Origin of the sequence: Paenibacillus abyssi, from assembly GCF_014640295.1 — a bacterium.
Classification (GTDB): Bacteria; Bacillota; Bacilli; order Paenibacillales; family Paenibacillaceae; genus Paenibacillus_D; species Paenibacillus_D abyssi.
Genome location: NZ_BMGR01000008.1, coordinates 1 through 14,632, shown reverse-complemented (window position 1 = coordinate 14,632; position 14,632 = coordinate 1). Strand labels below are relative to the sequence as shown.

The window sequence follows — 14,632 nt, the reverse complement described above, 5'->3', positions numbered from 1 at the left end:
TTCTCCTTTAAGTCCAAGTTGTTTACTTTCATTATGTCCTATCATTGCCATCCATTGGTTCGGGCGGCTGCTCCTCCACTTTATTGGAGGCATTGTTGTTCACTGTTGGAGGACTTGTGTCAGCCTCGGCATTCCCTGAAGATTCTCCTGCCGGAGCATCCGACGCATCGGCCGAAGTCGAAGGCGTGTTTTGTACAGATTCCTCAGGCACATCTTCTGACATAGCTCCCGGCTCCGGCTCCTGCTCCGGCTGCTGAATGGAGGTCTCATTGCTGTCGATAATCTGCACTCTGGCTGTGAGCTCGTTATTCGAACCAATCTCGATAAACCTTGGCAGCTGCACCTCGATCGGCACTTCATGCTCCCCGGGCGCCAGGCCGTTCACATCCACCATCACTTGAATATCCCTTGCTACGAGCTCTGCGAGCAGACTTGGCGCTCCCCTTACCTGGATGTCCAGCCTTCCGGCTTCCGGCGTCAAAAATCTCGCATCCAATCCACCCGACAGCCCCGTCACCGCAATCGGAATCTGCGGCAGCGTACGTGTCTCCGATGGAGCGACCTCGATATCAACATCGATCTTGCTCGGATTCACTGAAGCCAGCCCATCCATCGGCTTCAAATCAACGGATACGGTACCCGACCCTCTAATGGAAGACAAATTAACGGAAACATTATCAAAATGATCATATTTATCCAGTTCAACCTGCGGTCCATATGCCGTTACGTTCTCCGTTTCACTGCGGACAGCTACCAAACTGAGGCCGTTCGGCAGTTTTCCTGCAAGACCGATTCGCAGCGGCAGATGTTTGAACGGCTTTGTAATCGGCACTTCTACCTCAACGGTCTCCGGATCCACAACGGCATCCGGCATTTCCTGGCCTGCCTTATCATACGCCATAAGCTTGACCCGCTTCTCATTCACTGTATTCTCTTCATTCTCCACATCAATAACAGCACCGACCCGTCCGACCTGATCCATCAGATCCTCCGGCAGCGTGACAAACGCACGGCTGTTCGGCTTTACGATCGGCGCTCCGACTTTATAATCGTTGGCCGGCTTGCCGATTGTATTGATGCTGACATCGAACTCTTTGGTTCTCATCGGCTCCAATATAACAGTTACCCTGGCAGGGGACAGCTCAACCAACTGGATGCGGTTCGGCAGCTCTACCTTTAACGGCAGTATATGCTCGCCATCGGGAATATCGGTCAAATCAACGGACACTTTATATTCATCCTGGGAAGCGGACAGCAGATCTGAACGGCTTCCTCGCACCATAATACGCACAACGCTTGGCTCGAGCAATCGCAAATCATGCAGCGTCTCGTCATATCCGACCGCCCTTACCTGCAGCGCTTCGAATTCTTTGGTATCCACCGTAGATGTAATCGTGGCCGGCGCTTCCGGATCAAAATGAACGACCGCCCAAAGAAGCAGTGCCAGCACAACTGAAATGACTTTTAAAATCGTGGGGTGATTCAGCCATTTATCCATTCTGATCCCCCCTCCGCTTCCAGAACGAAACCCTCGCCTTCGCTTTCTCGGCTGTTGATTTTGGCGTCAGCTCATCAAACAGCTTGGAAATCAGGGATTCCTCGTTAATATCCCGCACAACCATGCCGCCAAGCGCAAGTGAAACTTGTCCCGTTTCTTCCGATACAACGATCGATACGGCATCGCAGACCTCGCTGATTCCGATCGCGGCACGATGGCGCGTACCCAGCTCCTTGCTGATAAACGGATTCTCCGATAACGGCAAATAACATCCCGCCGCCATGATCTGATTGCCCCGAATAATAACGGCGCCATCATGAAGCGGCGTATTCGGAATAAAGATATTGATCAGCAGTTCAGAGCTTACACGCGATTCCATATGAATGCCGGATTCTATGTAATCATTCAGTCCGGTTTCCCGCTCGAATACAATTAATGCGCCGATTTTTTTACGGGATAAATGATTAACAGCTTTAATAAGCTCATCAATACGATCATGGATATCACGTTCCACCGGGTTAGAGCGGCCAAACAGCTTCCCCCGGCCCAACTGCTCGAGCGCGCGCCTTAGCTCAGGCTGAAATAATATGAGCACCGTGATGACCCCAAATGTAAACATTTGATTCATTAACCACTTTAACGTATAGAGGTTAAACCAGGTACTGATCGCCCAAGTGGCCACGAGGACGAAAATACCCTTCAATAATTGAACCGCACGCGTCCCGCGGACCAATAAGAACAGCTTATAAATAATATAACTTACGATCGTTACATCGATCAGATCTTTAATCCATTGATTCCAGGTCAAATCGGCAAAATAATTCATGCGCCAACCCCCATCGACCCTTCACAGGCTCTCTAAATTTTGTGTTTTTATTCCACTAACTTTATTCTTTTCTATAAGTTGTCTTCTAAATCCTCTATTTCAAGAAAAAAAACTCCCTGTCACCAGGGAGGCTGTTATCGTTAATAGGCCAGGCCGCTGACTGTTTTCGTTACTTTAAACCAAAGCCAATCCAGCGCTTGATTGATCTCTCGGTTCTCGCCTACAATCTTGGCCGTCGATGCCAACTGGAGCGAGCCGTCAATCACTGTGAGATTGCCCTGCACTTCACCACGTATATCTGCCCTACCGTTCTCGACGGTCAAATCACCATTGACTTGAACGCCTGCAGGCACGATAACCGTATCGCCATCAATGACAACATGCTGCAGGTCCGAACCGCTGACGATCAGCTCTGAACTCTGGCCCCACATCGCTAAGAAGCTTGTCATCATAACGAACACAAAAACAGCAGCCACCGTTACCGCAGGGTGGTTGCGAACGAAGCGCATCCATCCTTGCTTCCGCCGCTGCTGAGGCAGCTTCTGCATAATCCGGTTCGTCAGGGAAGCGGAACTTACTGCGGATCTTCCCGCACTAGCAGCAACCGGAATCGTGATTCGTTCGGTTATCGCTGCTTGCGCGAACGCTTCTGTCCGCTTTAACTGTTCAAACCGCATCCTACATTCCGGGCAAGAAAGCAAATGTTCTTTCAGTTGAATAACATCGTCCCGGGGCAGATCGTCGTCCAAATACTCATGCATCCATAAGATGGCGACTTTGCATTCCATGGCAGCCAATCCTTTCTGCAAATTGCTCAAGCATGCTTTCGTTTCTTTTATACGATACGTGGCAGAACAAGAGATGTTTCATTTTTTTATGTATCCATTATTTAAAAACTTGCGATCGTACAATTAAAGAACCCGCTCCAGCTTTTTGCGGAGAAATTCGCGTCCGCGGTGCACACGCGTCTTCACTGTTGTGACGGGCATACCCAGCACATCCCCGATTTCTTGGAGCGATAATTCCTGTAAGTAGCGCAGTACCATGACCGATTTATATTTGGCCGGCAGCGTGTCCATCGCTTGATGGATAATCCGCTGTGTCTCGGAGAGGAGCGTCTCACTCTCTGGTGTCCGGTCATCGCTTGGGATCATCGAATAACCATCCAGCCCTTCATGATCACTCGATTCCGCATCCAGCGAATAGCTGGGCTTTCGCTTGCGAAGCCGGTCAATACACAGATTGGTCGCGATCCGGTATATCCATGTTGAAAATTTCATCGTTTCATCGTACCGGTCAAGATTGTTGTAGACGCGAAGAAAGGTGTCCTGTACCACATCCTCCGCCTCCTGCCGGTTGCTAAGCATCCGGTAGGCCATATGATACAGCTTTTCCTGATAAAGGCCGACGATTTCCGCAAACGCCTCTTGATCGCCTCTCAGGGCCATGCGCGCCAAGCGCGCTTCTATAGATATCACGAATGATTCCTCCAAACGTGCCGGTTTGGCCGGAGCATGTTTCAACAAAAACGGCCGGACCCTGGAGCAGCCTTATAGCTGCTCCGGCCCAGCCCCAACTTGATGTGTTGCCTATTATTAGCCGGTATTCCGCAGTCCTGCCGCAATGCCGTTAATCGTTAACAGCACTTCCCGCAGCAGCTCGGTATCGTCCCCATCCTGCGCCCGCAGCTCACGAAGCTCCGATAAGAGCTGAACCTGCATATAGCTGAGCGGATCCACATATGGATTGCGCAGCCGGATCGATTCCTGAATAACCGGTACATTGTCGAGAATCTCATTCTGTCCGGTAATCTGCAATATCATGCTGGACGTGAGGGTGTACTCTTCCTCGATTTGTCCAAAAATACGTGTCCGGATCGTATCATCCTTGACCATCGCCGCGTATTCTTTGGCGATTTGCAGGTCCGCTTTGGCAAGCGCCATTTGCAGATTATCGATCAACGAACGGAAGAATGGGAAGCCGGCATACATTTGCTTCAATGTCTCCATCCGCTCTTCGCTGCCGTCCACATAGCTGCGCATTGCTGTGCCCGCTGCATACCAGGCCGGCAGCAGATAGCGGCTTTGCGTCCATGCGAACACCCATGGAATCGCCCGCAGATCCTCGAAGCGGTCACTGTTCTTCCGCTTGGATGGACGGGATCCGATATTCAGTTCGCCGATTTCCGTAAGCGGCGTGGATTCTTTGAAGAAGGTCAGGAAATCCGGGTCGCGGAAGATCAAGTCCTGGTATTTCTTCTGTGCCGTCTCAGAGATCCCTTTGGCAATGCGATCCCACTGCGCCTCTGCTTCCGGCTCCTGGCTCGGGAATTTCGCAAATCTGGCCGCAGTGATGAGTGCCCAAGTCGCTTGCTCCAAGCTGCGGTAAGCAATGCCTTGCATCGAATACCGGGAAGACAATACTTCGCCTTGCTCCGTTATCTTAATGCCGCCTCCGATGGTGTGCGGCGGCTGAGCAAGAATACTGCGGTTAAGCGGCATACCGCCCCGGCCAAGCGCTCCGCCCCGGCCATGGAAGAACTTCAATTTGACATTGTATGTTTTTGCTGCGGCTGTTATGTCTTTCAATGCAACGCGCAGCTCCCAGTTGGCCGTCACAACGCCGCCATCTTTATTGCTGTCGGAATAACCAAGCATAATTTCTTGAAGATCGCCCATCGCCTCAACAGCTGCCCGGTAGATCGGAAGCTCGAACAGGCTGGACATAATGCTTGGCGCCGCATGCAGGTCATCAATCGTTTCGAATAACGGCACGGATTGCAGCGTACAGATCACGGAACCGTCCGCCTCCTGGCGGAACAAGCCGACTTCCTTCGCGAACACCATGACTTCAAGCATATCACTGGCGCCTTGCGTCATACTGATCAGATAGCTGGAAATACAGTTCGGTCCGAACTCCTGCTGCGCCCGATAGACCGTCTGATAGACGTCCAAGCATTCCCGCGTGCCTTCCGAGTAAGACAAGTGGCTCGAAGTTAGCGGACGCGGATCCTTCAGCAATTTATGCAGCAATTCAATCTTGTCCTGTTCGGACAGAGATGCGTAATCCTCGACGATCGACATCTTCGCCAAAATCTCCGTCATCGCATTCTCATGCTCTTTACTATGCTGACGAATGTCCAGCGCAGAAAGATGGAAGCCGAACAGCTCAACTTGACGGATCATCTTGCGGATGTGAGTATCTGCAACATAATCGGCATAGTGATGGCGCAGGCTGCGATCAATAATCTGCAGATCCAGCTTCAGCTCATCCGGACTGTTATACCGCTTCGAAGTCCCCTTTAATGACTCATCCCGGGTATTGTTCAGCTTCTCAAGCATGTAAGACAGCTTGATTCGATAAGGCTCTTTCTCATTGCGCCACAGCTCGATGCACTTCACAGACCCGATATCCTGGCGGTCGCTCCGGATCGATTCGCTAAGCTCTTCCGTCACGTCCACGATATTCGCGCTGAAGCTGAGCAAGTTCATAAGCTCCTTCAGCATCTCTTCGTATTTCTCAAGCACAAGCTGGCGATGCAGCGTCAACGTTTCCCATGTAACCTTTGCCGTTACGGAAGGGTTGCCGTCACGGTCTCCCCCGATCCAAGAACCGAATCTCAGATATGTCGGCACATGCCAGGATTGTTCCGGATAATATTTATCCAAACAGCGCTCCAGCTCTTCGTACACCTCAGGGAGCACTTCAAACAATGTCTCGTCGAAATAGTACAGGCCATTGCGCACTTCATCGATAACCTTAGGTTTACGATCGCGCAGCTCATCTGTCTGCCATAAGGTAAGTACTTCATTCAACAGCTTTTCACGCAGCTTCTCGCGCTCACGGTATGTGAGCGTAGGATTGTCCAGCTCCATGACATCCTCAGCCATCCGTTTGTGGATGTCCATCACAGCTCTGCGCGTTGCTTCCGTCGGATGTGCAGTCATAACCAGCTCGAGCGAAATATCGCTCAGCATTTCTCTTACGACCTCAACCGGAATATTCCGTTCCTTCAAATCCTGCACGGCGCTCTCGATTGAGCCCGGCTGCACCGCTTCACCAGCAGAGCGCTCATAATCGCGCTTGCGGCGCACACGATGGTTCTGTTCAGCGATATTCACAAGCTGGAAATAGATCGCGAATGCCCGAATCACTTGGTGGCGGTTCTCCGGGCTAAGCGACACAATCACTTTCTTGAACTCTTCATAAAGCTCAGGCAAATATTCCGCCCGCAGCGTTTTGCTCATCTCTCTGATCTTCTCAACGATTTCAAGCAGTTCATCACCGCTCTGATGGACAAGAACCTCTCCCAATATATTGCCCAAAAACCGTACGTCACGGCGCAGTAAATTGCTGGGTTGCGACCGGTTCGCCGTTGCTGATGCTGCATTAAGTTCCGACATAACGTTCCTCCTGTTTTGCATCACTCACAGACGCTTTTTCACTTTCTACATCATACTACAAAATGATACAGGGTTGAAGCCCTTTCGATCAAGCACGTTAAACTGAAAAGAAGCCCTGTTGCCAAGGCTTCTTGTTAATATTCATTATGGAGCGGGTGATGGGAATCGAACCCACGCTACCAGCTTGGAAGGCTGGAGTTCTACCATTGAACTACACCCGCATCATGGTGGTCGGGACGACACGATTTGAACATGCGACCCCCTGGTCCCAAACCAGGTGCTCTACCAAGCTGAGCTACGTCCCGATGATGCAATATTGAGCTGCTTATGAAGAACATGGCGTGCCCAGAGAGATTCGAACTCCCGACCTTTTGATTCGTAGTCAAACGCTCTATCCAGCTGAGCTATGGGCACAAGAAATTTATGGAGCGGAAGACGGGAATCGAACCCGCGACCCTCGCCTTGGCAAGGCGATGCTCTACCGCTGAGCCACTTCCGCATGTTTCTTGCGTCACCGCCGTACTTCAAAGGCGACAATTGATAATATAACAGGTTTTTAAATAAAATGCAAATGTTTTTTTAAAAATAATTTCCCCCTGCTTATTTCATTGTAAAATTCAAGCAAAAAGCACGCCATCCGGTCGGATCGCGTACTACACATTTCATCTATGTTTCAAGCTATATTTAGAACATTCGCTTACGCCATTGCAACTGCCAGTTTTTGCTCCTGCACTACGGCATCCTTCAGCACTCGTTCCGCCGGAGCATTCTGGGCCTGCGCTGTCAATGCAAAAGGCAAGCATAACGGAACGCCGCTACGCGGATCCAATACGACATCCGCCTCGATGCCGAATACCTCACGAAGCACCTCCGGCGTCATAACCTCTGCCGGGGAACCCTCGCCTGCTACACGTCCGTTCTTGATCGCGATCATGTGGTCAGCATAACGGGATGCATGATTCAAGTCATGAACGACCATCACAATCGTTCTTCCTTCTTTCTCATTCAAAGCATGTAGCAGCTGCAGCACTTCCAGCTGATGCGCCATATCGAGAAATGTCGTTGGTTCGTCCAAAAATAAAATATCTGTTTCCTGCGCTAAAGTCATGGCAATCCAAGCCCTCTGGCGTTGGCCGCCTGACAGCTGATCCACCGGCCGCTCTGCAAATTCGATCATACCTGTCGCTTCGAGCGCCCAATGCACAACGCGGCGGTCCTCTTTGCTGAGTGAGCCAAAGCCCTTCTGATACGGGAATCTTCCATAGGATACCAATTCCGCTACGGTTAACCCGTCCGGAGAAGTTGGATTCTGCGGCAGTATCGCCAGCTGTTTTGCAACCTCTTTGGTCGATTGCTTATGAATGGATTTGCCATCCAACAATACGCTGCCGCTTACAGGCGTCATAATTCTAGCTAATGTTTTCAGGATCGTAGATTTACCTGAGCCGTTCGAGCCGACAAGCGCCGTTATCTTGCCTTGAGGAATTCCGATATTCAAATCATCCACTATCAGCCTTTTCTCGTAAGCAATATTTAAGTGAGTTGTCGTCAAACGAATCATCGTAAAAACACGCTCCTCAGAAAGTCAGCCGCATCACACTGCAGCCGGTTATCATTGATAATGATTATTACTTGCACAAATAATGATAAGGGTTCTCAATATGTTTTGTCAATCCTCTACAGCTATATATCTTATCCAATCATTGGTTGATAACCGCTCCAAGCCGTGATATGATGATAAAAATTTAAAGGCACTGTAACCTTTCAAGGTTCAACCTCGTCTTCACGTAGAGGTTGGGCCTTTTTTGCGTTCATGCGCCCACAAAGGAGACTGATAACCCATGCATCTGGAAGCAGTGTATCACCGCATCAAGCAGAATTGGTCCTATGCGTATGACCACAAGACGCTGCACATTCGAATACGCACCAAAAAAGAGGACATAACAAAAGTTGATCTTTACTGCGGGGACAAATACGGCTGGGAAAACACACATCAGGTCATATCGATGGAAAAATGGGCTTCTGACGGCCTATTCGACTATTGGGAAGCGGCGGTACAGCCTGCCTATCGCAGGCTGGTTTATTATTTCGCTTTACATAATGAGAGCAAGACGGCCTACATGCTGGAAAAAGGTTTTTTTGATCATCCGCCGGAGGTCATCTATGAAGGCCTTTTTGATTTTCCTTTTCTTAATCCTGCAGACGTCATCTCACCCCCGGCTTGGGTGAAGGATGCGGTATTTTATCAAATTTTTCCGGAACGTTTCGCCAACGGCGATCCATCCAATGATCCGGAAGATGTGCTGCCATGGGGCGGCACACCAAGCCCGGACAATTTCTTCGGCGGCGATCTGCAAGGTGTCATCGACCATCTGGATTATCTGACCGAGCTTGGTATCAATGCGATCTACTTCACCCCTGTGTTTGAAGCGACAAAAAACCACAAATACGATACGAAGGATTACCTGAAGGTCGATCCTCATTTTGGCACAAATGAAACCTTGAAACAGCTCGTTGACGCCTGTCATACAAAAGGGATCCGGGTCATGCTCGATGCGGTATTCAACCATTGCGGCCATACGTTCCCGCCATTCGTGGATGTGCTTCATAACGGCAAGGCTTCTCCTTATGCGGATTGGTTTCACGTGCGCGAGTGGCCGCTGTCCGCAGCGGAAGACGGCCTCACGTATGATACGTTTGCATTTGAGCCGATTATGCCCAAACTCAATACAGAAAACCCCGAGGTCAAGGACTATCTGCTGGGCGTTGCGAAATATTGGATTGAAGAGGTTGGCATTGACGGGTGGAGACTCGATGTCGCCAATGAGGTGGATCATCAATTCTGGAGAGAGTTCCGCCGTACAGTAAAAGCGATTAAACCGGAGACTTATATTCTTGGTGAGATCATGCATGATGCGATGGTTTGGCTGCAGGGCGATCAATTCGATGCGGTCATGAATTATCCGTTTACGAACATCCTGCTCTCCTTCTTCGCCCGCAGGCAGACCCGTGCCGAGGAATTTGCCAATGCCATCCATAAACAGCTGGCCAGTTATCCGAAGCAAGTTAATGAGGTGGCGTTTAATTTGCTGGGCAGCCATGACACCGTGCGATTGCTTACGCTGTGCGAAGGCAAGGTGGAGCGAATGAAGCTCGCCTCGTTATTCCAGCTTACTTTCCTGGGAACGCCATGTATCTATTATGGCGATGAAATCGGACTGGACGGCGAGTATGACCCTTATAACCGAAGGTGTATGGAGTGGGATGAAGCCAAGCAGGACCAGGACCTGCTGTCCTTCTTCAAGGGTATGATCCAGCTGCGCAATTCACACGCGGCGCTTCGTACGGGAGGACTGAAATTTCTGCAGGATCAGCACAACGATTATGTATTGGCCTACGAGCGCCGGGACGCCCAGGACCGCTTTGTCATTGTGATGAACAACTCGGAGCGGGCGGTGACCTCTCAAACCGTTGTATCGGGTTCCTGCTGGCACAATATCGTAACCGGACAGTCGGTTCGTGCGGATAAAGGGCAGTTGAATGCCGAGCTGCCGGCATACGGTTATATGATTTTACAGGCAACACAAGCGTAAAATTAAAAAGGACTATCCAGGTCATTTCAGCGCTTTGGATAGTCCTTCCTGTTCTGTCGGATATCATTTGTATTCGTTCAGCGTTCAGGATTGTCAGTGCCCCATGATGATTTCCTTTCCTTCACGCGCAGAATGATAAATCGCCAAAATGACATCCACGGCTTTCTTGGCCTCTTCACCGGTCACCGTGCGGAGCTCTACATTTTTCGCTTGCAAGAAAGAGAATTGTACTTCATAGTAATTAGTATAATATTTATATTAATTAGAAGCAGAGGAGTGTTTTCGATGAATGAAGCCAATTCGCTTATTGTGGATAAAACCGTGGACCAGCTTCGCGTACTGGTATTTAAAGACCGTCAAACCTTAGGAAAGACTGCCGGAGAAGCGGCAGCCTCACAAATAAAAAAACTGCTGCAGGTGAAACCGTCCATTCGCATGATATTCGCGGCAGCGCCCTCCCAGAACGAATTTCTGGATACGCTCGCAAACAGCGAGGGCATTGATTGGTCCAGAGTAACCGCTTTTCACATGGATGAGTATATCGGGCTGCCTCTTAACGCCCCGCAAAGCTTCGGCAAATTTCTAACCGACCGTTTGTTCAGCCGCGTAGAACCCGGGGAGGTGCATCTCATAGACGGAACGGCTCCAATCGAGACCGAATGTGAACGTTACAGCCGGCTAATAACAGAAGCCCCGATCGATATCGTCTGTCTTGGCATCGGCGAAAATGGCCATCTCGCATTCAATGATCCGCCGGTTGCCGATTTTAACGATACTGCTGTGGTGAAGCCCGTTGAGCTCGAGCATGCCTGCCGTCAGCAGCAGGTGAACGACAAATGTTTTGACCGTCTTGAAGAGGTGCCCACCCATGCACTGACACTCACGATCCCGGCTTTAACTGCAGGAGCTCATTTGTACTGTATGGTGCCAGGGACAACGAAGCGGGAAGCGGTCCTGCAGACATTGAACGATGCGATCTCAACTGCGTGCCCGTCCACCATATTGCGTCTTCATCCGAGCTGCACCCTATATACCGACACCGATTCATACGGGGATGCTGTTATATGATCAATGAACGGGCAAGGATAGAAACAACACACAAGCAGGTCACCTTAGAAGGACGACTCATCCATGACGCTAGACCATACCGTATTACTTTGCAAGATGGAACGATCAGCCGTTTAGAGCTGCTGCAGGAGGATGGGCGGGATGACCTTCCCTGGATCGGCCCGGGTCTGATCGACCTGCAGATTAACGGATATGCGGGCATCGATTTCAATACCGCATCGTTATCTGCACAAGACGTTACTGAGGTTACGGCAAGATTGTGGAAGCAGGGCGTGACCTCCTTTTTCCCAACAATCATTACAAACAGCGATGAGAATATAAGAAAAATGACTGCCATCATTGCGGAAGCTTGCCGCTCGGACCGAATGGTAAACGCCAGCATCCCCGGCCTCCATCTAGAGGGACCCTTTTTATCCAAAGCGGACGGTGCGCGCGGAGCGCATGATGCGCAGTATGTACAAAAGCCTGACTGGGAACTATTCCAAAGGTGGCAAGAATCGGCAGACGGACGAATCAAGATTATTACCCTCTCTCCGGAGTGGGATGATGCACCCGAATTCATCTCTAAGTGTGTTGATAACGACGTGATGGTTTCGATCGGCCATACATCCGCGTCTCCGCAGCAAATCCGCGCGGCCGTTGCCGCCGGGGCAAGGATGAGCACACATCTTGGCAACGGCGCACATCTCACGCTTCCGCGCCATCCGAATTACATTTGGGAACAGCTTGCATCCGATGAGCTGACCGCCAGCATTATCGCAGACGGTTTCCATCTTCCCGAATCGGTATTAAAAGTATTTCTCCGGGCAAAACACGATCGGATTGTTCTTGTCAGTGATGCCGTCTATTTGTCCGGGCTTCAGCCGGGATGCTACGAGACACATATCGGCGGTAAGGTTGTATTGACCCCGGAAGGAAAGCTTCACCTGGCTTCCAATCCGAATTTGCTGGCCGGATCGGCGCAATTATTGCGGGCCGGTATCCATCATCTGGTCAATAGCGGCCTTTGTACGATTGCTGAAGCGTGGCAGATGGCCTCTGAGAGGCCGGCAAGTCTTCTTGGGCTGGAGAAGCTGGGGAGAATTGAAGCAGGCGCTGAGGCGGATCTCGTGGTGTTTACACAGGAGAAAAACAGTCTGCAAATTCAACAGGTCTACAAAAAAGGCCATCTTCAGCTATAAATAAACATCCCGTATCCGGCCTCAGCAGTGAGCAGCAGTTCAGAATCGTATCGGCTCCAATGGGTCGGAATGACGTTCAAACTCCGCGATAACCGCTGAAGCGGCTCCAATTGCTCCTGTGAACGGGTATAACGACGAGCGAACCAGCTCAACATGATCTGCCGTGTAAGAGAGTGCCTTCGCATGCATTTCTGTCCTGATCAGCGGGAGCAATACCTCGCTGGCTAACATTAGCGGTCCATCACAAATGAGATATTTCGGATTCAGGATATTCACAAGATGAGCCAATGCTTGCCCGATCACAGCTCCGATTGCCTGCATTTCATGAATCACAGCCTGGTCACCGGCCGCCGCCATGTCTGCAAGCCAGTTTACGTTCATGTGCTTCTGCTCAATTCCTGTTTGCTTCTCTAGTCTCGCATAGATTGCAGGCAGACCAACAACGGCTTCCAAGCAGCCTCTATTTCCACAAGAACAGCGAGGTCCCCCAGCATCGATCACGATATGGCCTAATTCACCGGCTACCCCCGAATCCCCCCGAACAAGCTGTCCGCCCACGATAAAACCACAACCTACGCCAGTTCCAAAAGAGCAGTACGCAAAATGTTCAATATCTTTGCCAATTCCATGCCATAACTCACCAAGCGTAGCGAGCTTGACCGCATTCCCAAGGGTAACAGGCAAAATAGTCCGCTCCTGAAGCAGCTGCTTTAATGGGACTGGCCCCCACCCAAGATGACTGGAACCCATGACTGCCGCATTGGATTGATCCAGCACCGCCGGTACGCCGATGCCTGCACCAATGAGATCTTCTATTCTCCATTTCTCTGCCGCTTGAGTAATAAGCTTTGATACCACGTCGATTACAGTCGCTGGATCCATACTGGGCAGTGAAGTAGTGTAGGTTTCTAACGGAGTGGCATAGAGATCCGATACGACAGCGTATATTCGATCCGAAACGACCTGAATTCCGATAACCTGACGCCTGGAAGCAGCGAATTCAATCCCGACTGCCCTGCGTCCTGCGCCTTGCTGCTCCTGCAATCCCGTTTCCCGTATATAACCTGCAGTGATTAATTCATCGACAATCGAATTGACTGTATTTTTGTTCAAGCCGAGGGCCACAGCGAGTTCAGCTCTCGACGAGCTTCTACGCCGCTTCATTGTACTATATACTAACCTGCGGTTAATATCCTTCGCTAAAGTCGGACCTCTGCCGCGGGAATGTTTCATCCCCAATTCCCCCTCATCTTGCAAATGCAACATCTCGTATAATTACAAAAGAACCCCCAGGAGTTTGGGCTCCTGAGGGTTTAACTTATGTATTGGTGCGCGTAGAGGGACTTGAACCCCCACGGTCGCCCGCCAGATCCTAAGTCTGGTGCGTCTGCCAATTCCGCCATACGCGCACGATTGTAAAACATGGTGAGCCATGTAGGACTCGAACCTACGACACCCTGATTAAAAGTCAGGTGCTCTACCAACTGAGCTAATGGCTCTAGATAAAATGGCTGGGGATCTAGGATTCGAACCTAGGGATGACGGAGTCAAAGTCCGTTGCCTTACCGCTTGGCTAATCCCCAATAGTATGGTGGACGCTGACGGGATCGAACCGCCGACCCTCTGCTTGTAAGGCAGATGCTCTCCCAGCTGAGCTAAGCGTCCAAGCGCATCGTAACGTAAGCACGATAATCATCAATACAAATCGGTCTCAATAAAAAGAAAATGGTGACCCGTAGGGGATTCGAACCCCTGTTACCTCCGTGAAAGGGAGGTGTCTTAACCCCTTGACCAACGGGCCATAGTAAATGGAGCTCTCAACCGGGATCGAACCGGTGACCTCATCCTTACCATGGATGCACTCTACCTACTGAGCTATGAGAGCAAATGGCTCCCCGAACAGGACTCGAACCTGTGACAACTCGATTAACAGTCGAGTGCTCTACCAACTGAGCTATCAGGGAACGTGTCTAATCACTCTTTACCCAGAGCATTGCGCCCTGAAAACCGGATGCGAAAGTGATGAATTACCTTAGCTGTCTTGCTGTTGTTTAGGATAAGCC

Annotated in this window: 11 protein-coding genes and 11 tRNA genes; 3 read left to right on the top strand and 19 right to left on the bottom strand. The window is 50.5% G+C overall.

Translation table 11 applies throughout. The features are described 5' to 3' along the window. Window positions 1-31 precede the first annotated feature (31 nt). The 10 genes from IEW11_RS12790 to IEW11_RS12745 form a co-directional block, all read right to left on the bottom strand. On the bottom strand, window positions 32-1,498 hold the full coding sequence (locus tag IEW11_RS12790) for a CdaR family protein (RefSeq protein WP_188531452.1): 1,467 nt from the start codon (window positions 1,496-1,498) through the stop codon (window positions 32-34). Then, window positions 1,491-2,324 (bottom strand): diadenylate cyclase CdaA, encoded by an 834-nt coding sequence (gene cdaA / locus IEW11_RS12785; protein ID WP_188531451.1) that lies wholly within the window; start codon window positions 2,322-2,324, stop codon window positions 1,491-1,493. Before cdaA ends, IEW11_RS12790 begins: the two co-directional genes overlap by 8 nt. A gap of 140 nt (window positions 2,325-2,464) precedes the next feature. Beyond that, window positions 2,465-3,112: a zf-HC2 domain-containing protein gene (locus tag IEW11_RS12780; RefSeq protein ID WP_188531450.1), complete on the bottom strand. Its 648-nt coding sequence runs from the start codon at window positions 3,110-3,112 to the stop codon at window positions 2,465-2,467. A 123-nt stretch (window positions 3,113-3,235) separates the two neighbouring features. Beyond that, window positions 3,236-3,802: an RNA polymerase sigma factor SigW gene (sigW, locus tag IEW11_RS12775; protein WP_188531449.1), complete on the bottom strand. Its 567-nt coding sequence runs from the start codon at window positions 3,800-3,802 to the stop codon at window positions 3,236-3,238. A 117-nt stretch (window positions 3,803-3,919) separates the two neighbouring features. Next, entirely contained in the window at window positions 3,920-6,727 is a 2,808-nt protein-coding gene (ppc, locus tag IEW11_RS12770) for a phosphoenolpyruvate carboxylase (RefSeq protein WP_188531448.1), read from the bottom strand. Between the two features lie 147 nt (window positions 6,728-6,874). Then, window positions 6,875-6,948 (bottom strand) — tRNA-Gly (locus IEW11_RS12765). Window positions 6,949-6,955: 7 nt separating this feature from the next. After that, window positions 6,956-7,032: transfer RNA gene (locus tag IEW11_RS12760), tRNA-Pro, on the bottom strand. Window positions 7,033-7,064: 32 nt separating this feature from the next. Beyond that, window positions 7,065-7,141, bottom strand: a tRNA-Arg gene (locus IEW11_RS12755). 10 nt (window positions 7,142-7,151) lie between these two features. Further along, window positions 7,152-7,226: transfer RNA gene (locus IEW11_RS12750), tRNA-Gly, on the bottom strand. Between the two features lie 198 nt (window positions 7,227-7,424). After that, window positions 7,425-8,288 carry an ABC transporter ATP-binding protein gene (locus IEW11_RS12745; protein WP_188531447.1) on the bottom strand — a complete coding sequence of 288 codons (864 nt, stop codon included), beginning with the start codon at window positions 8,286-8,288 and terminating at the stop codon, window positions 7,425-7,427. Between the two features lie 280 nt (window positions 8,289-8,568). Here IEW11_RS12745 and IEW11_RS12740 point away from each other — a divergent pair, with 280 nt between their 5' ends. Then, a complete protein-coding gene (locus IEW11_RS12740) occupies window positions 8,569-10,320 on the top strand; it encodes an alpha-glycosidase (protein WP_188531446.1) in 1,752 nt (583 codons plus the stop codon). A 93-nt stretch (window positions 10,321-10,413) separates the two neighbouring features. On the opposite strand, the gene IEW11_RS25145 is transcribed toward IEW11_RS12740, so the two are convergent. After that, window positions 10,414-10,536 carry a hypothetical protein gene (locus IEW11_RS25145; protein ID WP_268237389.1) on the bottom strand — a complete coding sequence of 41 codons (123 nt, stop codon included), beginning with the start codon at window positions 10,534-10,536 and terminating at the stop codon, window positions 10,414-10,416. Between the two features lie 69 nt (window positions 10,537-10,605). Between IEW11_RS25145 and IEW11_RS12735 the strand changes: the two genes are divergently transcribed. Continuing rightward, window positions 10,606-11,388, top strand: coding sequence for a glucosamine-6-phosphate deaminase (locus IEW11_RS12735; RefSeq protein WP_188531445.1), 783 nt, complete (start codon window positions 10,606-10,608; stop codon window positions 11,386-11,388). After that, window positions 11,385-12,569 carry an N-acetylglucosamine-6-phosphate deacetylase gene (gene nagA, locus IEW11_RS12730; RefSeq protein ID WP_188531444.1) on the top strand — a complete coding sequence of 395 codons (1,185 nt, stop codon included), beginning with the start codon at window positions 11,385-11,387 and terminating at the stop codon, window positions 12,567-12,569. The genes IEW11_RS12735 and nagA overlap by 4 nt, the downstream gene beginning before the upstream one ends. Before the next feature lie 39 nt (window positions 12,570-12,608). Here the strand turns inward: nagA and IEW11_RS12725 are convergent, their stop codons facing one another. The 8 genes from IEW11_RS12725 to IEW11_RS12690 all read right to left on the bottom strand — a co-directional run bounded on the left by IEW11_RS12725 (window position 12,609) and on the right by IEW11_RS12690 (window position 14,533). Beyond that, on the bottom strand, window positions 12,609-13,802 hold the full coding sequence (locus IEW11_RS12725) for an ROK family transcriptional regulator (RefSeq protein ID WP_188531443.1): 1,194 nt from the start codon (window positions 13,800-13,802) through the stop codon (window positions 12,609-12,611). 93 nt (window positions 13,803-13,895) lie between these two features. Then, window positions 13,896-13,978, bottom strand: a tRNA-Leu gene (locus IEW11_RS12720). A gap of 14 nt (window positions 13,979-13,992) precedes the next feature. After that, window positions 13,993-14,068, bottom strand: a tRNA-Lys gene (locus IEW11_RS12715). Window positions 14,069-14,077: 9 nt separating this feature from the next. Beyond that, a tRNA-Gln gene (locus IEW11_RS12710) sits at window positions 14,078-14,152 on the bottom strand. Between the two features lie 6 nt (window positions 14,153-14,158). Further along, window positions 14,159-14,234 (bottom strand) — tRNA-Val (locus IEW11_RS12705). A gap of 61 nt (window positions 14,235-14,295) precedes the next feature. After that, window positions 14,296-14,370 (bottom strand) — tRNA-Glu (locus tag IEW11_RS12700). Window positions 14,371-14,378: 8 nt separating this feature from the next. Further along, window positions 14,379-14,454 (bottom strand) — tRNA-Thr (locus IEW11_RS12695). A gap of 3 nt (window positions 14,455-14,457) precedes the next feature. Further along, a tRNA-Asn gene (locus IEW11_RS12690) sits at window positions 14,458-14,533 on the bottom strand. Window positions 14,534-14,632 lie beyond the last annotated feature (99 nt).